This window comes from Streptomyces sp. NPDC104096, from assembly GCF_055584385.1.
In genome coordinates this window covers 121,174-139,303 of the sequence record NZ_JBVJMD010000016.1, presented here as the reverse complement: position 1 = coordinate 139,303, position 18,130 = coordinate 121,174, and the positions used below count along the sequence as shown (strand labels likewise).

Annotated in this window: 19 protein-coding genes and 1 pseudogene; 11 read left to right on the top strand and 9 right to left on the bottom strand. The window is 70.9% G+C overall.

The annotated features are described in order from the left end of the window. The first annotated feature begins 155 nt into the window (after positions 1 to 155). The 4 genes from pnuC (at position 156) to ACZ60B_RS19090 (ending at position 4,544) form a co-directional block, all read left to right on the top strand. Complete coding sequence (pnuC, locus tag ACZ60B_RS19105) at positions 156 to 782, top strand: nicotinamide riboside transporter PnuC (RefSeq protein ID WP_469388373.1); 627 nt, start codon at positions 156 to 158, stop codon at positions 780 to 782. Beyond that, positions 779 to 1,870 carry an AAA family ATPase gene (locus ACZ60B_RS19100; protein ID WP_469388371.1) on the top strand — a complete coding sequence of 364 codons (1,092 nt, stop codon included), beginning with the start codon at positions 779 to 781 and terminating at the stop codon, positions 1,868 to 1,870. Before pnuC ends, ACZ60B_RS19100 begins: the two co-directional genes overlap by 4 nt. 225 nt (positions 1,871 to 2,095) lie before the next feature. Beyond that, positions 2,096 to 3,502 (top strand): cytochrome P450, encoded by a 1,407-nt coding sequence (locus ACZ60B_RS19095; protein ID WP_469388369.1) that lies wholly within the window; start codon positions 2,096 to 2,098, stop codon positions 3,500 to 3,502. Between the two features lie 94 nt (positions 3,503 to 3,596). Next, positions 3,597 to 4,544, top strand: a complete 948-nt coding sequence (locus ACZ60B_RS19090) for a UbiA family prenyltransferase (protein WP_469388368.1) — start codon at positions 3,597 to 3,599, stop codon at positions 4,542 to 4,544. Between the two features lie 80 nt (positions 4,545 to 4,624). Here the strand turns inward: ACZ60B_RS19090 and ACZ60B_RS19085 are convergent, their stop codons facing one another. Together ACZ60B_RS19085 and ACZ60B_RS19080 are read right to left on the bottom strand one after the other, a co-directional pair. Beyond that, on the bottom strand, positions 4,625 to 4,951 hold the full coding sequence (locus ACZ60B_RS19085; RefSeq protein ID WP_469388366.1) for a hypothetical protein: 327 nt from the start codon (positions 4,949 to 4,951) through the stop codon (positions 4,625 to 4,627). A gap of 390 nt (positions 4,952 to 5,341) precedes the next feature. Next, positions 5,342 to 6,814 carry an MFS transporter gene (locus tag ACZ60B_RS19080; RefSeq protein WP_469388364.1) on the bottom strand — a complete coding sequence of 491 codons (1,473 nt, stop codon included), beginning with the start codon at positions 6,812 to 6,814 and terminating at the stop codon, positions 5,342 to 5,344. A 159-nt stretch (positions 6,815 to 6,973) separates the two neighbouring features. On the opposite strand from ACZ60B_RS19080, the gene ACZ60B_RS19075 reads away from it, so the two are divergent. After that, entirely contained in the window at positions 6,974 to 7,621 is a 648-nt protein-coding gene (locus ACZ60B_RS19075; protein WP_469388398.1) for a TetR/AcrR family transcriptional regulator, read from the top strand. A 180-nt stretch (positions 7,622 to 7,801) separates the two neighbouring features. On the opposite strand, the gene ACZ60B_RS19070 is transcribed toward ACZ60B_RS19075, so the two are convergent. Further along, the gene (locus tag ACZ60B_RS19070) at positions 7,802 to 8,506 is read right to left on the bottom strand and encodes a type 1 glutamine amidotransferase domain-containing protein (protein ID WP_469388363.1); all 705 of its coding nucleotides are present in this window, start codon (positions 8,504 to 8,506) and stop codon (positions 7,802 to 7,804) included. A gap of 320 nt (positions 8,507 to 8,826) precedes the next feature. Here ACZ60B_RS19070 and ACZ60B_RS19065 point away from each other — a divergent pair, with 320 nt between their 5' ends. Continuing rightward, a complete protein-coding gene (locus ACZ60B_RS19065; RefSeq protein ID WP_469388361.1) occupies positions 8,827 to 9,732 on the top strand; it encodes a LysR family transcriptional regulator in 906 nt (301 codons plus the stop codon). Between the two features lie 105 nt (positions 9,733 to 9,837). Further along, a complete protein-coding gene (locus ACZ60B_RS19060) occupies positions 9,838 to 11,211 on the top strand; it encodes an FAD-binding oxidoreductase (RefSeq protein WP_469388359.1) in 1,374 nt (457 codons plus the stop codon). An 84-nt stretch (positions 11,212 to 11,295) separates the two neighbouring features. Here ACZ60B_RS19060 and ACZ60B_RS19055 read toward each other — a convergent pair whose 3' ends face one another. After that, positions 11,296 to 11,976 carry a class I SAM-dependent methyltransferase gene (locus tag ACZ60B_RS19055; protein WP_469388357.1) on the bottom strand — a complete coding sequence of 227 codons (681 nt, stop codon included), beginning with the start codon at positions 11,974 to 11,976 and terminating at the stop codon, positions 11,296 to 11,298. A 143-nt stretch (positions 11,977 to 12,119) separates the two neighbouring features. Here ACZ60B_RS19055 and ACZ60B_RS19050 point away from each other — a divergent pair, with 143 nt between their 5' ends. Further along, on the top strand, positions 12,120 to 12,416 hold the full coding sequence (locus ACZ60B_RS19050) for a hypothetical protein (RefSeq protein ID WP_469388355.1): 297 nt from the start codon (positions 12,120 to 12,122) through the stop codon (positions 12,414 to 12,416). Between the two features lie 61 nt (positions 12,417 to 12,477). Here ACZ60B_RS19050 and ACZ60B_RS19045 read toward each other — a convergent pair whose 3' ends face one another. Together ACZ60B_RS19045 and ACZ60B_RS19040 are read right to left on the bottom strand one after the other, a co-directional pair. Beyond that, on the bottom strand, positions 12,478 to 12,627 hold the full coding sequence (locus tag ACZ60B_RS19045) for a hypothetical protein (RefSeq protein WP_469388354.1): 150 nt from the start codon (positions 12,625 to 12,627) through the stop codon (positions 12,478 to 12,480). 181 nt (positions 12,628 to 12,808) lie between these two features. Continuing rightward, positions 12,809 to 13,636: a helix-turn-helix domain-containing protein gene (locus ACZ60B_RS19040; protein WP_469388397.1), complete on the bottom strand. Its 828-nt coding sequence runs from the start codon at positions 13,634 to 13,636 to the stop codon at positions 12,809 to 12,811. Between the two features lie 111 nt (positions 13,637 to 13,747). Between ACZ60B_RS19040 and ACZ60B_RS19035 the strand changes: the two genes are divergently transcribed. Further along, positions 13,748 to 14,461 carry an SDR family oxidoreductase gene (locus ACZ60B_RS19035; RefSeq protein ID WP_469388353.1) on the top strand — a complete coding sequence of 238 codons (714 nt, stop codon included), beginning with the start codon at positions 13,748 to 13,750 and terminating at the stop codon, positions 14,459 to 14,461. A 67-nt stretch (positions 14,462 to 14,528) separates the two neighbouring features. After that, complete coding sequence (locus tag ACZ60B_RS19030) at positions 14,529 to 14,912, top strand: VOC family protein (protein WP_469388351.1); 384 nt, start codon at positions 14,529 to 14,531, stop codon at positions 14,910 to 14,912. Here the strand turns inward: ACZ60B_RS19030 and ACZ60B_RS19025 are convergent. From ACZ60B_RS19025 to ACZ60B_RS19015, 3 genes are all read right to left on the bottom strand, one after another. After that, entirely contained in the window at positions 14,904 to 15,530 is a 627-nt protein-coding gene (locus ACZ60B_RS19025; protein ID WP_469388350.1) for a hypothetical protein, read from the bottom strand. The genes ACZ60B_RS19030 and ACZ60B_RS19025 overlap by 9 nt on opposite strands. A gap of 263 nt (positions 15,531 to 15,793) precedes the next feature. After that, positions 15,794 to 16,207, bottom strand: coding sequence for an aggregation-promoting factor C-terminal-like domain-containing protein (locus ACZ60B_RS19020; protein ID WP_469388348.1), 414 nt, complete (start codon positions 16,205 to 16,207; stop codon positions 15,794 to 15,796). A gap of 278 nt (positions 16,208 to 16,485) precedes the next feature. Continuing rightward, the gene (locus ACZ60B_RS19015) at positions 16,486 to 17,625 is read right to left on the bottom strand and encodes a matrixin family metalloprotease (RefSeq protein ID WP_469388346.1); all 1,140 of its coding nucleotides are present in this window, start codon (positions 17,623 to 17,625) and stop codon (positions 16,486 to 16,488) included. A 324-nt stretch (positions 17,626 to 17,949) separates the two neighbouring features. Between ACZ60B_RS19015 and ACZ60B_RS19010 the strand changes: the two are divergent. Then, positions 17,950 to 18,117 (top strand): annotated as a pseudogene (locus ACZ60B_RS19010) (DUF4158 domain-containing protein); the annotation flags it as partial. Between the last annotated feature and the right edge of the window lie 13 nt (positions 18,118 to 18,130).

The window sequence follows — 18,130 nt, the reverse complement described above, 5'->3', positions numbered from 1 at the left end:
TGGATCTCCTCGCCGGGCGGGTCACTTCGGACCAGATCGTGCGACGTGCGGCGGCGGTCGACAATTCCCGCCGGGGAATGGGGGCCGGTGCCCCGGCCGCAGCGTGCCCGCGGGCTTTTCCCTTGCCTCCCTCCGCCACCGTGTTTATAGTCGAGATGACTATTAAGGAGTCGCTCGTGAACTGGAACCTCAGCTGGACCGAAGCGCTCGGCTTCGCCACCGGCGCCCTCTGCGTCTGGCTGGTGGCACGCCAGCACATCGCCAACTGGCCCGTCGGCATAGCCAACAACGTCTTCTTCATCGTGCTCTTCCTCCAGGCCGGCCTGTACGCCGACGCCGGTCTCCAGGTCGTCTTCATCGCACTGGCCGCCTACGGCTGGTGGACCTGGGCCCGCGGCGCAGGACCGGTCGCCGACGGCGCCCTGCCGGTGCGCCGCACCAAGGGTGTCGAATGGGCCTGGCTCGCCGCCGCCGGAGTGCTGGGCACCGCCGCCCTCACCCTCCTGCTGGACCGGGCCACCGACTCCACCGTTCCCTTCTGGGACGCCCTCACCACCGCACTCTCCCTGACCGCCACGTACGGCCAGTGCCGCAAGCTGCTGGAGTCCTGGTGGCTGTGGATCGCCGCCGACCTGGTCTACATCCCGCTCTACGCCTACAAGGGCCTGTACCTGACCTCCCTGCTGTACGTCGGCTTCCTCGCCCTGTGCGTGGCGGGCCTCCTCGGCTGGCGGCGCACCCTCGCCGCCGGCCCCCGCACCGCCACGGCGGTGACCGCGTGAGCGCCGCCGCCCGCCCGTACCGGCACGGCCTGGTGCTCGGCAAGTTCTATCCGCCGCACGCCGGCCACCACCACCTCGTCCGCACCGCACTCGCGCAGTGCGACCGGCTGACCGTCCTCGTCTGCGCGGCCTCCGTGGAGTCGGTGCCGCTCGCCGACCGGGTGACCTGGATGCGCGAGGCCCATCCGGACGCCGAGGTCGTCGGCGCCGTCGACGACCACCCGGTCGACCTGCACGACCCCGCGGTGTGGGACGCCCACATGGCGGTCTTCCGCTCGGCCGTCCCGGACCCGGTGGACGCCGTGTTCACCTCCGAGCCCTACGGCACCGAGCTGGCCCGACGGTTCGGCGCGGCCGAGGTTCTCGTGGACCTCGACCGCACCAGGTACCCCGTCTCCGGCACGGCCGTGCGCAAGGACCCGGTGGGCTGCTGGACGTACCTCGGCCCCGGCGTGCGCGCCGCCCTCGCCCGGCGCGTGGTCGTCCTCGGCGCCGAGTCCACCGGCACCACCACCCTCTCCCAGGCACTGGCCGACCACTACCGCGCACGCGGCGGCATCTGGACGGACACCGGCTGGGTGCCCGAGTACGGGCGCGCGTACAGCGAGGAGAAGCTCGCCGCGCTGCGCGCCGCCGACCCCGGAGCCGACTGGACGGAAGTCGACTTCACCTCCGAGGAGTTCCCCCTCATCGCCCGCCGCCAGGACGCCGACGAGGAGTGGGCGGCCCGCGCCGGCTCGCCGGTGCTCTTCTGCGACACCGACTCCTTCGCCACCACGATCTGGCACGAGCGCTACCTCGGCACGCCCAGCCCCGAGGTGGCGGCCGTCGCCGCCCGCACCCCGCGCCACCTGTACCTGCTCACCGACCACGAGGGCGTGCCCTTCGAGGACGACGGCCTGCGCGACGGCCCCCACCTGCGCCCGTGGATGACCGGCCGCTTCCGGACGGAACTGGAACGCACCGGCCGCCGGTACCTGCTGGTCACCGGCAGCCCCGAGCAGCGGCTGCGCACCGCCGTGGCGGCGGTGGACGGCCTGCTCGCCGAGGGCTGGCACTTCGCCGACCCGCTCCCGGAGCACCGCTGACGGCCGCCCGAACCCCTTTGCGATGCACGAGTGCCACCAGCACGGCAACCAGCGGATCGAGGACCGCCAGGCTGACGAAGAATCCTTGCAGGGAACCTGAGGAAACACCGCAGGAGGTCGAAGGGCACGGCGCGAGCGGCGCGCGCCCCCGCGACCTGCGGCCCGTGCGCTTCTCCCGTCCCGGTCGGGGGAAGGGATGCCCACGATCCGGAGGAGGGTCCCGGCATGGGCAAGGATCTCGACACCGTTCCGCTGGCCCCTCGGCATCTGCCGCTGCTCGGGCACACGGTGGCGCTGCTGCGCGACCGGCTGGGGTTCATCGCCTCGCTGCCCCGCCACGCCGATCTGGTGCGGCTTCGGCTCGGGCCGCACACCATGGTCCTGGTCTGCGACCCCGGCCTCGTCCAGGAGGTACTGCGGGACGACCGCACCTTCGACAAGGGCGGCCCGTTCTTCGACCGGGCCAGGGAAGCGGTCGGGAACGGGCTGGCGACCTGCCCGCACGGCCGTCACCGCAGGCAGCGCCGACTGTGCCAGCCGGCCTTCCGGCCCGCGCGGCTGCCCGACTACGCGGCCGCGGTCACGTCCGCCGCCTACGAGACGATCGCAGCCTGGGCCGACGGGGAGAGCGTCGACGTCAACCGGGCCATGCTCGCCGTCACCAACCGGGCCCTGGCCACCACGATGTTCAGCAGCCGCCTGCCGGAACCCGTGACCCGTCGGATCGGTGAGGACGCCGAGACGATCATGTCCGGCGCGATGCGCCGCATGCTCGTCCCCGCCCCCTTCGACCGTGCGCCGACCCCGGGCAACCTCCGCTTCCAGCGCGCCCGGGCCCGCCTGCGACAGACGGTCGCCGAGGTCATCGCTGCCCACCGCGCCGACGCCACCGACCACCAGGACCTGCTCTCCGCCCTCCTCCTGGCCGAGCAGCCCGAGGACACGGATGACGGGCCCGGGGCGCTGTCCGACGGGGAAGTCGCCGACCAGGTCGTCACGTTCTTCATCGCCGGCACGGAGACCACGGCCGGGCTGCTGTCGTGGGTCCTGTACGAGCTGGCCCGCCACCCCGACATCCAGGACCGGCTCCACGCCCACGTCACCCAGGTCCTGGCCGGCAGGCAGCCGCGCGCGGCCGACCTGCCCGGGCTGACCTACCTCACCCAGGTCATCACCGAGGCCCTTCGTCTGCACTCGATCACCTGGCTCGTCACCCGTACCGTCACCGAGGACACCATGCTCGGCGGCACGCGTCTGCCGGCCGGTACCACGATCGCGCTGAGCCAGTACGCGGTCCACTGGAACCCTCGCGTCCACCCCGGGCCCCGTGACTTCGACCCCGACCGGTGGACCGAACAGCCCGCCGACCGCGCCTCCTTCATCCCCTTCGGGTCCGGTCCGCGCCGGTGCATCGGCGACCGCTTCGCCCTCCAGGAAGCCTCGATCGTCCTCGCCCTGCTGATCGGCTCGTGGAAGTTCACGGCCCTCACCGACCGCCCCGCGAAGACCGTCCTGTCCGCTGCCTGCGTCCCCCGCGACCTCCGCCTGCGCCTCGAAGCCCGACCGGCACCCGGCGACAGCGACGGCCGCACCGCGGGCCGCCCCGCCCCCTCGAACATCCCTGGGGCGTGATCCGACGGTCCCGTCTGCCGCCGCAGCGTTCCTGCGGCACCTTGCCGAGACCGCCACCCTCCGCCCGGCCTGACCCCCAGGGAGGCTGTCCGCCATGGCAAGTCCGCCGAGGAACCACATCTCCACCGCTGCCGCACCGCCGTCCCCGGGCCCGGCGCCCGGCCCGCTGCCCGCGGCCGCCCGGGCCATCGTCCGGGTCGCGGTGCGGGAGCCGTGGCTGAGCTGGCAGTTCATCAAGAACGACCCCTGGGCCGGCCTCTACCCCGGCGTTGTATTCGCCCTGGCCATCGCGGTCAAGTACGACCAGTCACCGGGCCGCCTCGCCGTGACCGCGCTGGGATCGGCCCTGTACTTCTGGCTCTACCTCTACACCTTCTGCCTCACCAACCAGCTCGCCGGACTGCGCGAGGACCGCCTCAACAAGCCCTTCCGTCCCCTGGTGAAGCGGTCGGTCACCACCCGCGGCGCGCTGGTGCGCACCGCCGTCACCTTCGTCGCGTTCCCCCTCCTCGGATGGGCACTGGGGGTGTGGCAGTGGGCACTGCTCTGGCAGGCCATGACCCTGCTGCACAACCTCGGCGGCTCCCGGCACTGGATCGTCAAGAACGCCGTCATCGGCTTCGGCGTCCTGCCCATGCTCGGCGCCGCCTGGCAGATGACCGCACCCCTCACCGCCGACGCCTGGCGGTGGACGCTCGTCCTCGCCGTCGTGGTCTTCCTCCTCATCCCTGCCCAGGACCTGCGCGACCTCCACGGAGACGCCGCCGCCCACCGCGCCACCTTCCCCCTCGCCTTCGGTGAGACCCTCACCCGCCGCTGCCTCTCGGCGGGCTTCGCCCTCCTCCCGCTCGTCGACCACTTCCTCCTCATCCGCGCCGCCACCCCGGCCACGTGGTGCGCCGAAGCCGCCACCGCGGCCCTGTGCTGGACCATCGCCCGGCGCGTTCTCGACCACCGCACCCCCGCCTACGACCACCGCACCTACCGCTACTTCGAGTACTGGTACGCGGCCGTCCTCACCACCGCCTTCCTCACCCTCTGACCGCCCTCGACCGGACTGTGCCGACACCGGCCGAACCCAGTCGTCAGGCCTTCAGCTTCTGTGCCGCCCAGAAGTGCCGTTCAGGGCCTTGACGTAGGGAACGGCGGCGGTGGACCGCTGGGGCCGGTGGCGAGGTCGCGCAGTTCCTCGATCCGACCGTGTCGGGTCAGCAGGTCGGCATAGAAGTCGACGGTGTTCTGCGGCCCGTAGCGGCGTGCGGCCACGTCCGCGCCGAGCAGCCGTATGGCCTCGTCGACGCGGCCGGACCGTTCCAGTACCCGGACCTGTGCGGGCAGGGCCTCCCACAGGTCGCGGTTGCCGCGCTGCTTCGGGTCACGCCGGAACTCCTCGGCGAGCGGGGCGAGCACCTCCAGTACCCGCTCGTCGCATCCTTGGCCGTCGGTCATCTCCACCAGGCTCCGCAGCACCCCCCCTTCACGCAGGTACGGGCTGAGCACGTCGATCGCCTCGTCCGCCCGGCCCGGACCAGCGCCTCGGCGTAGTCCCGCCACGCCTCGGCACTCTCCTGCCCCCGCCCGTCGGGGCGCGCGAGCTCCAGCGCCTGTTCGACACGGTTCCACCGCAGGAGGACATCGGCCCCTGCTCGTACGGCCGGCTGCCAGCCCGGCGCCGCGAGGGACACCCTGGACCTGACGGTACGAAGCCGTCGCGGGCGGCAACGTGAAGACGGAGTCGGCCCGGATCCGCGTGGTCCGGGCCGACTCCGCCACCGCTGCACGACGTCGCCGGGCCGTCCCCGTACGGAGATTCCGTGACGCCGTCGTCGGGCCCTGCCGTCAGGCGGCTTCCTCGACCGGGTGCTCCTCGACGCTGTGGGAGTCGGTGAGGCTCAGCGCACCGCCGGCCGCGATCAGGCCGACGACGACCGCGAGCAGGGCGTAGGTGATCCGTTCGCCGTGGAAGAACGACGCGACGAGGTCGCCGCTCCAGGTGCCGGCGGGGAGCTGGGTGGTGACCAGCGCGGCGATCAGGGTGCCGACGACCGCGGTGCCGACGCTGGAGCCGACCTCCTGCGCGGTGTCGTTGAGGGCGGCGGCGATGGAGGTGCGGTTGCTCGGCATCGCGTCGACGAGTGCGACCGCGCAGATCGTCATCACGGTGCGCAGTCCCACGGTCATGAACACCATGCAGACGGCGATGGCCGCGTACCCGTGGTCGACGCCCCAGGAGAGACCGGCAAGCGAGCCGGCCAGGCAGGCCGCGCCCACCAGGCAGGCGATGCGGTGCCCGAACCGGCGCGCGAGCCACTCGGACAGGGGAGTCGCGGCGAGCATCGTCACGATGATCGGCAGGTTCGCCAGGCCGGCCCGCACCGGGCTCCATCCGTAGGCGTACTGGAAGTGGAGGATCAGCCCGAACATCACGCTGGCCATCGCGATGGACGTGCCGATCTGGGCGAGGGCGGCGCCGCGGACGGTGCCGTTCGAGAAGAGGCGCAGATCCAGCATGGGTGCCGCGCTGCGGCGCTCGTGCCGGATGAACCCGATCGCGGCCACGACGGCGCCCACGATCGACGCGAGGGTGGTCGTGGAGAGCCAGCCGTGCTCGACACCGCTGGTCAGCGAGTAGCAGGCGAGCCCGATGGTGCTGACGCTCAGCGCGGCGCCCGGGATGTCGAGCGCGTCCTTGGTCAGGTCCTCCGGCCGGTCGGCCGGGACGCCGAGCCGGACGCCGATGCACGCGATCAGCGCGATCGGGGCGTTGACGAGCAGCAGCCACTCCCACCCGACATGGGCCAGCGCGGTGCCACCCAGCAGCGGTCCGAGGACGAAGCCGGACATGCCGACGACGATCATCACCGTCATGGCGCGCATCCGCAGGGCCGCGTCGTCGAACAGGCGGAAGACCAGGGAGTTCGTGATCGGGGCCATCGCCGCGGCGGCGATGCCGAGTACCGCCCGCAGGGCTATGAGCTCCCCTGCCGTGGTGACGAGTACGACACACAGGCTCACCGAGCCGAACGCGGCGAGTCCGACCAGCAGCACCCGGCGGCGGCCCAGCCGGTCGGCCATCGACCCGGCGGTGAGCAGAAGGCCGCCGAAGGTCAGGGAGTACGCCCCGGTGACCCATTGCAGCGCGGTCGTCCCGCCGCCGAGGTCGCGGCCGATCGTGGGCAGCGCGATCGACAGCAGCGTGTTGTCGACCATCTCGACGAAGAAGGCCAGGCAGAGGGCGGCCAGGGGAATCCACGCCGCGCGTAGGGACGGATAGGTGCGTGCCGAGGGGGTTTGCAGCGTGGCAGTGGTCATGGCAACAAGTCCTCTTCATCGAACGACGTACGGTTATCGAACAACGTACGATGAGATACGATAGAACAGCGTTCGGTTCGATGCAAGAACGGTGGAAAGGGAGCCATGACACGCCTGCAGAGCCGCTCGGGCGGAGGACGTCGACGGGCTTCGCACTCGATGGAGTCCGTGCTCACCGAGGCGGTGGCCCTGCTCGACGAGGCCGGGGCGCCCGCACTGACCTTCCGGGCGCTCGCGCAGCGCCTCGGCGGCGGCGTCGCCAGCATCTACTGGTACGTGGCGAGCAAGGAGGAACTGCTCGACCGCGCCACCGACCACGTGGTGGGCGCGATCCTGGCCGACATCGAAGACCTTCCGGTCGGCGACGACCCGATCGACGACCTGCGCGCGATGGCCGTGACGCTGTTCGACGCGATCGTGCACCGGCCCTGGCTGGGCGCCTACTTCATGCGCAACACCGACGTCCAGGGCAACTCCCTGCGCCTGTACGAGAAGCTCGGCCGGCAGACCCTTCGCCTGGATCTCACCGCGCGGCAGCGCTTCCACGCCGTGTCCGCGATCGTGGGCGTCGTCGTCGGCTCCGCCGTCGACATGGGGCAGGAGCCGCCCGAGGAGATCCTCGAGGGTGCCGTGAGCCGCGAGGAGTTCCTCGGCCGCTTCGCCCGGAACTGGCGGGAGCTGGACCCCGCGGAGTTCCCGTTCGTGCACGAGATCGTCGACGAGTTCGACGGCCACGACGACGTCGACCAGTTCCGCTCCGCCCTGGAGCTGACCCTGACGGGCCTGCGACTGCAGGCCGGAGCCTGAACGTCACGCTCGTCGTCGCTGGTCGTCTCGACCCGCTCTGCCGGCGGGCGGACGCGCCCTTCGAACTCGCCGGGTACACACACGGCGCAGGTCCAGGTGTCGGGGCGGGCGCGTTCCGGCCGTGGCGGTGAGGGCGGTCGATCCCTCGCCATGCTCTGAGCGCACCCGCCCCCGTACGGCTCAGCGGCCGGTGAGCGCCTTCAGCGTGGCCTCGGCCGTGGTGACGCTGGACTGGGGGTTCTGGCCGGTGACGAGGTTGCCGTCCACGACGACGGTGTCGCTCCACGGCGCCCCGGTCTCCACCCCGGCGCCGCGCTCGCGCAGCAGGCTCTCCAGGAAGTAGGGGGTGTTCTCGCCCAGGCCGCCCTGGTTCTCCTCCGTGTCGGAGAACGCGGTGAGGGTGCGGCCGGCGAACGCGAAGCCACCGTCCGGCGTCGTGGCACTGAGCAGGGCGGCGACACCGTGGCAGAGTGCGGCGATGACGGTGCCCCGGGCGTCGGCCTCCTTGAGGAGCCGCCCGAGATCCGCGTCCTGGGCGAGGTCGGCCATGGGCGCGTGACCGCCGGGGATGTAGAGCGCGTCGTAGTCCGCCACCTCCACCTCGGACAGCGTGAGCGGGTGGGAGAGCTGCTCGGAGATGCCGTCGAGGTAGGCGCGGAACTCCTGGGCGTCGGTCTCGGACACTCCGCCGCGGGCGTCGAGGCTGAGCGCGTCGACCGTGGGGCGCACGGCCCCGGGGGTGGCGATGTCCACCTGCGCCCCGGCGGCGAGCAGCGCCCGGTGGGAGGCCGCGACCTCTTCCGCCCAGAAGCCGGTCGGATGGGTGGACCCGTCGGCGAGCTCCAAGCTGTCGGCGGCCGAGACGATCATCAGGATCTTCGACATGGGATGCCTGCTCTTCTCTGTCGACCACGTGGTGAACGTGGTGAGCGTGGTGAATTCGGTCAATGGACCACGTGGTGAACGTGGTGCCCGTGCGCCGCGGCCCGGAGTGCCCCGGCGATCAGGACAACGGCAGGATTCATCACGGGCATGCCCGGACGCCTCCCTCCATCCATAAGGGATGTGATGGACCAGGGTTGCGCGCTTGTTGCGCCTGTGTGCCACCAGCACTGAGTGGTACGGGCACGGTCAGCGAGCCGTATCCGCCGTTAGAATGCGGAAGAACGGTGCTCTCCATAAGTTCTGCGATGGGAGGAGACGCCTTGCCCGGGCTGGACCTGCTGGCGACGTTTCTCGAGATCTACCGCACCGGCTCGCTGTCCGCGGCGGCCGCCCGGCTGGGCGTCAGCCAGCCGGCGGTCACCGGTCAGCTGGCACGCCTCGAGGAGCAGTTGGGGGAGTCACTGTTCGTACGGTCGAGCAAGGGAGCGCAGCCGACGCCCCGCGCCGCGGCGCTGGCCGCTCGCGTCGGCGCGCATGTCGACGGCCTGCGCACCGCCCTCGAGCCCTCGCGGGAGCCGGGTGCCCTGTACGGAACGGTCCGGCTCGGTGGCGCGGCCGAGTTGATGTCGCTTCAGGTGCTTCCCGCCCTGGCGCCGCTGTCCGCCCGGGGACTGCGGATCCGGGTGACGTTGGGGCTTGCCGAGGCACTGCTGTCGGAGCTGGCCGCCGCGAGGCTCGACCTGGTGGTCTCCGCGATCCGCCCACAGCGCGAGGATCTGCTGGTGACGACGCTGGTGGACGAGGAGTTCCTGCTCGTGGGGCCGCCCGCGCTCGCGCATGCCGTCGACCAGGAGCGGCTGTCCGCCGACCCGGTCGCCGCGCTGTCCCATCTGCCGCTGGTGGCCTACTCGGAAGACCTTCCGATCGTCCGGCGGTACTGGCGCACCGAGTTCGGGCGGCGGCCGCCCAATCAGGTCGCGGTCGTCGTCCCGGACCTGCGCGCCGTGCTGGCCGCGGTGGCCTCCGGCATGGGGATCTCCGTCCTGCCCCGCTATCTCGTCGCCCCCGCGCTGATCGCGGGTGAGGTGGCGCTGATGCACCGGCCCGTGGTTGAACCGTTGAACACCCTGTACCTGGCGTCCCGGCGGGACGGTCCGGCGAGTCCGGTTCTCACGGCCGCGTGGGAGCAGTTGACCCGGGCGGGGCAGGAGTGGGGAAGTCTGTGATGATTTCGCCGCGTTTGTTCGGTATTCGGCTGGTGAATTAGACTACCTGGCATGGTTTCTCGCGCGATCCATGTCTTCGGGCTCACGAGCGGCTGAGGACCCGCCATGGGCGGAAAGACCGAAGAGATGGCGGGAGACGTCGTCCGACGCGGCGACGCCGCCTACCACGGCATCTGGTCGGACATGCTCTGGAACGGCCTCAAGCCGCAGCGCTTTCCCGACCTGATCGTTCGCGTCGCCTCCGAACGCGACGTCCCGGCCGCCGTCCGGCTGGCCCGCTCCGAGGGACACCGCATCGCACTGCGCTCCCACGGACACAGCTGGTGCGGCTCACCACTGCGCGACGACGGCATACTCATCGACCTCTCCGCACTCGACGCATACGAGATAGAACCGACTTCGCGCACCGCCACCGTCCAACCCGCGCTGAGCGGACGTGAGTTCGTCGCCGCGCTCACCCCGTACGGCCTCGCCTTCCCGGCTGGGCACTGCGGAGCCGTCGCCCTCGGCGGCTATCTGCTCAGCGGCGGCCTCGGCTGGAACTCCGGCGCGCTCGGCCCGGCGACCGCGAGCGTGCAGGCCGTCGACGTGGTCACGGCCGACGGCACCACCCTCACCTGCGACCACGCGGAGAACCCCGACCTGTTCTGGGCCGCCCGTGGTGCCGGACCCGGCTTCTTCGGTGTCGTCACCCGCTTCCAGGTGTCGCTGTACGACTCCCCGGCAGCGATCGCCGAGACCTCGTACGTCTTTCCGCTGACCGACGTCGAGCCGGTGACCCGCTGGGCCACCACGGCCGCCGAGCGGCTCCCGGCGAACGTCGAGGCGTCCTTCATGCTCTCGACCGCCTCCGCCGAGATGACGACGGCGACGCCGAGGCCCAAGACGATCACCTTCACGGGCACCGCCTTCGCCCGCACGGCAGAGGAGGCCGCCCGCTGCCTGGAGCCGCTGCGGGACTGCCCCCTGGCCGACCGCGCCCTGTACCGGAAGGCCGACCGGCCCACGACCTTCGAGGACCTGTACGAAACGGCGTCCGGCTTCTGGCACCAAGGCCACCGCAACGCCGTAGACACCCTGTGGTCGGACACCGGGTACACCACCCTGCTGCCCGCCCTCGCCGCCTCGGTCGCCGCAGCACCGTCCGAGCAGTCACTGGTCCTCGCGCCCCTGTGGCCCGCCTCGCGCGACCGTACCCTCGCCGGGGACATGGCCTTCTCGATCCTGGGCGAGACCTACCTCGCCCCCTTCGCGATCTGGGACGACCCCGCCGCGGACGCCGACAACACGCGCTGGCTGCGGGACACCATGCGCATCGTCGAGCCGTACGGAACCGGCCACTACATCGCCGAGACCGACCTCACCGCCGATCCCTCCCGGGCGCGGCGCTCGTACACCCCGGCCGACTGGGAGCGACTGCGGCGACTGAAGGCCGCGTACGACCCGGAGCACGTCTTCCACTCCTACCTCACCCCCTGACACCGGCCGGGACGTCCGCATCGAGGCCCGCTGCCCCGAGCCCGGCCGCCGCCGAGCCCAGCTCGGGGACCGTCGGGGGCGCCCTCAGCGGAGCCGACGCACGCGCAGCACCACGTCGTCGGTGTGGTGAGCGCCGGCGCCGCCGTCGGGGGCGACGCGTGGCCGCTGCTCGTCGACCTCGATCTCCCAGTCGTCGGTGAGCAGCTCGGCGACCATCGAGGGCCAGACGTAGTCGGCCGGGTCGAAGCCGCTGTCGTTGGCCTGCTGGTTCTCCATCCCCGCGTGGTGGACGAGCAGCAGGACGCCGCCGGGCGCGACGGCCGCGAGCAGCGCCCGCTCGGCCGCGGCGTCGGGGGTGCGCAGCAGGGCCGGGTACTGCGCGGAGACCAGGTCGAAGGAGGCCGGCGGGAGCGCCGAGCGGGTGAGTTCGGCGTGTATCCAGCGAACGGTGAGCCCGGCGTCCCGCGCGTGCCCCTCCGCCCGAGCCAGCGCCACGCCCGAGACCTCCAGCGCGGTCACGTCCCAGCCGGTCCGCGCGAGCCAGACGGCGTCCGCGCCCTCGCCGCAGCCGACGTCGAGCACGCGCCCCGGTGTGAGCCCGGCGACCTCGGCCACGAGCGCACCGTTGGGCTGCCCGCTCCACAGCTGGTGCCGGTCGGCGTAGCGGCTGTCCCACTCCGCCCGTACGGCCGGGTCTCCGAGGTATCCGCCGGCAGGGGAGGGGATGTCGGACAGGGGCGATCCTGTTGCGATGTTGTCGGTCACCGGCCCACCGTCGCCCATCGGGCCGCGACTCGGCCAGTACTGTTGCCGGTCCGGCAAAACGGCGTTCCCAGGGTGCCGCAGGCGGGCGCGGCGACGAGTCGAATCCGATTGCCCGGGTTCCGTCGGCGCGCGATCATCACCGGATGAACGAAGTCGAGGGGCCGCTGCTGGCGAGAGTCGTGCAGACGTGTTCCGCCTTTCCGTCCCAGTGGAATGCATGGACGACGGAGGGCGCTTACTTGTTCCTCCGGTACCGACATGGTGAAGGCTGCGTCGAACGGCATCCTGGCCCGGGCGTCGACACACCTGACTCCTGGAACGAGGGCCTCTCGGAGATCCTGACCGAGTGGGATGACGGCACCGGCCGCGGAGCCATCACTCTCGAAGCCTTCCTCGCGGCCTCCGGCTTGGCACTGGCGCCGGGTGCGTCGGTGAGCTGATGCCAAAGGACGCGGTCCGACTTCATCGCCTCAGGACCAGGCTGTGAGGTCGGGCCTCTCGTCACCGCTGCGGGGGCTGAGGGGATCGCGGCAGGCGCTGCCCGTCGGGGTCGATCCGCCCGGCGCGGATCGCCTCCTCCCGTGCCGCGGCGTTGCGGGCCGCCCAGTACCGCGAGCGGATCCCGGCCATCGGCTCGCGCAGCGCTCGCAACGCCAGGCCGGTCGCCGGCGCCAGGACGCCGGCCGGGATCGCGGCTGCTTCGGATCCGGGGACCGGGAGGCGGTCAGCCGGATCTCAACAGCCCCGCTCGGACGCCGTGTTGAGATACGGGCGGACGCCCTCACCTCGTACGTGGCGCCTTTGGCTGCCTATCGCCGAAGGCGAAGCGAGTTCAGGTGGTGCGTGCGTTCTCGGTGGTCATGGCCAGCAGTACGAGGGCGTCATGTCCGGCCGTTCCGGGCGGGGCCTGGTAGATCAGGACGCGTTGACCGTCGCCGGCAGGTGTGAGCACCTCGTTGGCGAGGGTGATCCGGCCGATCGCCGGGTGCTGGAACGCGGTCTCGCCCGCTCGCTTGACCCACACTTCGTGTCGGCGCCACAGAGCGGCGAACTCGCCGCTGGCCGAGGACAGTTCGTCGACCAGGGCGGCGGTGCGCCCGGGTGCGCTCAGCTCGGCGGTGTGCAGGTGCGCGACGCTGTTGCGGGCCACCCGGCCCCAGTCGGCGAACAGGGTTCGCGCGGCCGCGTGCAAGAAGGTGTACCGGATCGTGTTCCGCTGTGCCGGCGGCCAGTCGCCGAGCCCGGGCATCAGGGCGAAGCCTTCAGGATTGGCGGCCAGTACGTCGTTGACGTCGTCGAGTACGTAGGCCGGGCTGGGGCGGACCGACTCCAGCAGCAGCCGCAGGCCAGGGCTGGCCGGGCGCGGGTCGGCGGGCCGGCGGCGCGGTGTCCGCCCCGCGACCTGGTCGGCGAGGCCGAGCAGATGGGCGTGCTCGTCGTCGCTGAGGCGCAGCGTCCGGGCCAGCGCGCTCAGTACCGCGTCACTCGGCGCGGTCTCCCGGCCCTGTTCGATCCGGATGTAGTAGTCCACGCTCACGCCGGCCAGCGCGGCCAGTTCCTCGCGGCGCAGCCCGGGTGTGCGCCGGGTGCCCGGCCCCATGGGCAGTCCGACATCGGCCGGGCCGATCTGACCGCGGCGGATCCGGAGGAAGTTGGCCATGGCGTTCACGGCGTCGAGTTTCCCACGGCCGGCCCGCTCCTGGGTGGCCGTGCTGCACCCAGGAAGCACGCGGCCTGCCCCGGAACCGGTCCGGCGGTGCAGCCTCGGACCATGACTAACGCGATCATCATCGGTGGCGGCTCCGGTATGGGTCTTGCCCTGGCCCGGACCCTGCTCGCCGAGGGCATGGATGTGACGATCGTCGGCCGTGGCGCCGACCGACTCACGACGGCCCGGGCGCAACTGGAGCGTTCCGGGCACGGGAAGATCAGCGCCGTCGTGGCCGACATGGGACGGGAGGAGGACGTGGCCGCACTGTTCGCCCGGGTGGAGCGGGTGGATCACGTCGTGGTCACCGCGGCCGACGCGACCGGCGTGTACGGCCGGACCGCCGACGTCGCCACCGCGACCGCCCGGTCCGTCGTCGACACCAAGCTGCTGGGCGCCTGGCTGGTCGGCAAGTACGCGGGCGGGCGGGTCACCGGCTCGATCACGTACACCTCGGGCATCAACGCGTACCGGCCCAACGGGTCGAACACGATCATGGCCGCGGCCAACGGCGCCCTCGCTTCGCTGGCGTACGGTCTGGCGATCGAGCTGGCACCGGTGCGCGTCAATGTGGTCTCTCCGGGCTGGGTGGACACCGACATCTGGAACCAGCTCGGCATGGACAAGGAGGCGGCCTTCGCCGAGCTGGCCGAGCGGTTGCCGGCCCGTCGTGTCGGCACCCCCGACGACATCGCCCAGGCATTCACGTCGGTGATGCACAACAGCTTCATCACCGGAACCGTGCTGCACGTCGACGGAGGTCACCGCATCACCTGATCCGACGATGAGTTCACAGCCCTCGAACGGTCCACCTGGTGATACGACCCTTCTCGACGGGAGTGCCATGTCCACGATCCAGCCAGTGATCCTGACTGCCGACCATGACGTCCTGCTCGGCTTCTACACGAAGCTGTTCGGCGCCGAGCAGATCTTCCGGGTGCCGGAGGAAGGTCCGGCCTTCTACGTCGGTCTGCGCATCGGTGACACCGACCTCGGGCTGGTGGCCAGGCCGGACCTGGAGACCGGGGCGACACCGCGGATCCTGCTGAGCATCGGTGTCGACGACGTCGAGGAGACGCTCGGCCGGGTGGAGGCGCTGGGCGGCTCGGTCGGCGGCCGCCCCAACGACATGCCGTGGGGACAGCGCGTCGCCCACATCCAGGACCCCGACGGCAACCCGGTGAACCTCACTCAGCCGATCTCGGGGGACCGGGTCCGGTCAGAGTGAGTGCTCGGGCTCGATGCCCGGGGGGAACCCGTGGATCCCCGGGGCGACGACGGTGTCCTCCGGGATGGCGAGGGGACAGACGCTCCAGTTCGCGGCGATGCGCATCACGTGCTGTTCGTTGGGCATGGCGGCGAACCAGGCCTCCCATTCGGGTTCCTCCCAGTCGGGCCGGACCTCCTCGTGCCCGATCAGTCCGACGCCGAGCTCCCGTTCGATGGCGGTGGGTTCCCCCAGCCGCAACGGGACATCGCCCGGAAGGCCGTTGTAGCAGTAGGCGCGGGTCAGTTCACCCGAGTCGATCCTGGCCCAGGCGTGGCATTCGCCGATGCGGTCGCTGCCGAAGTACTGGAGATCCCCGAGTCGCGCGGACAGCCCCAGCAGCCAGGCGGGCAAGTCCGTCTGTGTGGCGCGGACCTCCGGTGCGAGGTGGATCCGGCTGTGGGCGAACGTCCAGCCGGGGACGACGGGCCGCGCCACGAAAACCCCCTGCCGATAGGCGAGTTCGGCGCCACTCAGCCAGTCCATGCTGCGCCGGTGGCGGAGACCGAGGGCGTCGGCCACCGCCTCGGGTTCGGCGTCCCGAACCGCGATCCATTGCGTCTTGTAACCGAAAGACATGACCTCTCCCACCCCGCAACCCGTGGACGACCGGGGGATCATGGCAGGCGGCACTGACAACGGCGTTGCGGCGAGGGTGCCTTCGGTCTTGCACCCACGTCGCAGTCGACATGCGGTCGGTCCCGAGCTTGAGGACCCGAGCCGTTCGGATCGGATCGACTTCGGCCCTGGGTACGACAAGGCCGCTGCTTCGTGTGAAGCAGCGGTCGGTGTCGCGTGTGATGCCCTGTTGCGGGGGCGGGGTGTGCCCGGTACTGGTGGGTTTAGTACCAGTGGTGGGTCTGCCAGAAGTCCCAGGCCTGGACGGGGCTGCCGTAGCGGGAGTTCATGTAGTCCAGGCCCCACTTGATCTGGGTGGCGGGGTTGGTCTTCCAGTCGGAACCGGCCGTGGCCATCTTCGAGCCGGGCAGGGCCTGGACGAGGCCGTAGGCGCCGGAGGAGGAGTTGGTGGCGGTGTGGTTCCAGCCGCTCTCGTGGGTGACGATCTTGTTGAAGGCGTTGTACTGGGCCGTGTCCGGGATCATCTGCCGGGCGATCGCCTGGGCGGAGGAGGCGGACGTCGTGGAAGCCTGCGCGGGGGCCGCGGCGAGGGCGATGCCCGCGGTGGAGGCGACGACGGCGGTCACGGCGAGGGCCTTCTTCGGGCTGGCGATGCGGCGGATGGCGGCGAAGGACACGGAGACTCGCTTTCTTCGGGGACAGGAAGGCCGCTCGCTCGCCGGGGGACCGTGTGGTGCGTAAGTGGTCCTGGCATGCGTCGGCACCGTGACCCGGTGGGGCCGTGGTGCCTGGCGACGTCCTCAAGACAACCAGCCCGGACCAATGTCCGCAATGACCCCTTTTACTAGTTGCCGTCGCATTGGGGTGTTTGTCGGTTCGTGTGAGCCGGCTCTCAATCCGCAGGTCAGGGGTGGTAGGTGCGCGGACAACTACCCGTTTCGCTCCACTATCGGGGTTAGTAGGTGACGTGGGTCATGTGGGGCGCTTCACCGGTTCGGGCACGCTGTGTGCCCAAGGGTTCACCATGCGGGTGCGCGAGGAGCGACTGTGCGGCCGGGTGCTCGTCGCTGTCCGGGGCGAAGCACGGCTGGGCGGCGAGCTTCTTCAGTCCGGCGATGTCGCCGGCGCCGAGACGTGTCGGCACGTCCCTCTGCTGGCTCGGATACATCATCTGGTAGCGGTCGCTGGTGTGATCCAGGCCGAGGGCGTGACCGAATTCGTGCAGATAGGTGGACTTGATCTGGTCGACCCCCTTGGACCGGCCCGGGTCGGGTGCGACCTCGTTGGCGTGCACGAAGTCGGCGTCGAAGAGCGCGAAGCCATCGAAGTTCTCGAAGGCGTAATCGTCGTCGCTCACGGTGGCGACCGGCCCGATCCAGGAGTTGCCGCCGAGGCCGATCGAGCCGGCGCCGGCCATTTCCACCCAGTTGTAGCCGGTCACGTGGGTCGAGGAGTAGGAGACGGTGATGTCCGCTCCGGTCGGGGCCTTGATCCAGCCGGACGGGCCGTCGCCCATGGGGACGCCGTGCTTGTCCTCTCCGCTGGCCGCGACGGTGGCGCCCTTGTAGATGAACTGGTAGCCGCTCGCGGCCGACAGGGTCGCGAACGCCGACTTCAGGCGGTTCAGTTCGGTGGTCGCCTTGCCGCCGCGCTTGTTCAGCGCGGTGAAGTCGACCTTCCAGGTGATCGGGGTGCACTTGTCCCAGTAGGAGTAGGCCATGGTGGACCCGGAGGAGGAGTACGCGTAAGAGGTCGTGCGACCCATGTTGGTGGTCGCGGCCTTGGTGGGGGCGGGAATCTTCTGGTACAGGCGCTTGGTGGAGGTGCTGTACCGGTAGTTGACCGCAATCCACTTTCCGGCGGAGTTCTTCACGTACACCGACCCGTTGGGGTAAACCCGCGCGGTGAGGGTCTTGTAGTAGCGATAAGTGCAGGAGAAGCCCTTTTTGGGGATGTAGCTCCCGTAGGCGCACTTGTACGCCTTGGTCGTGACGGTCTTGTAGGCGGCGGCATCGGCGGGGGCGGCCAGCGATATCGGGAGGACTGCGGCGATCGCGGCGATCGCGGCCGTGCCGAGGGGGCGGCGGTTGTGCATCGTGCTCCTTACGAGCGGTCATGGCGAAGTGGCTTGCCGTACTGCGGAGTTGGAACAGGTACGGGGTGGCGGTCGGATCGGCGCCGACGCCGAGCGCGCTGCAGCGCGTGCCGCAGCAGGTCGACCCGCGGTCAGGCAGGGTGAAAGGCCCTTGCGTGCGCCTGCTCGCGGGTGCGGTCGCCGTCCTGTACCTGTCACAAGGACTTGGTGGGAAGCGTGAGCGTAATGTGTGGAACACGTGAAGATCAAGTTTTCTTGAACTGATTCCCAGGGCGAAATCGCTGGTCAGGCCGCGAAGGATGCGCGGCGAAGCCGACGGACGACCACAGTCGCCTGGGCTACGCGCTACAGCTGACGGCCGCGCGGCAGCTGGGAGGGTTCCTCGACGGCCCCACCGACGTGCCGGCGGAATTCGTGGACCACCTCGCCGAACAACTCGGCATCGGCGACGCGTCGGTGCTGAAGGCGTACGGCGAGCGGGAGAACACGCGCTCGAAGTGCTGAT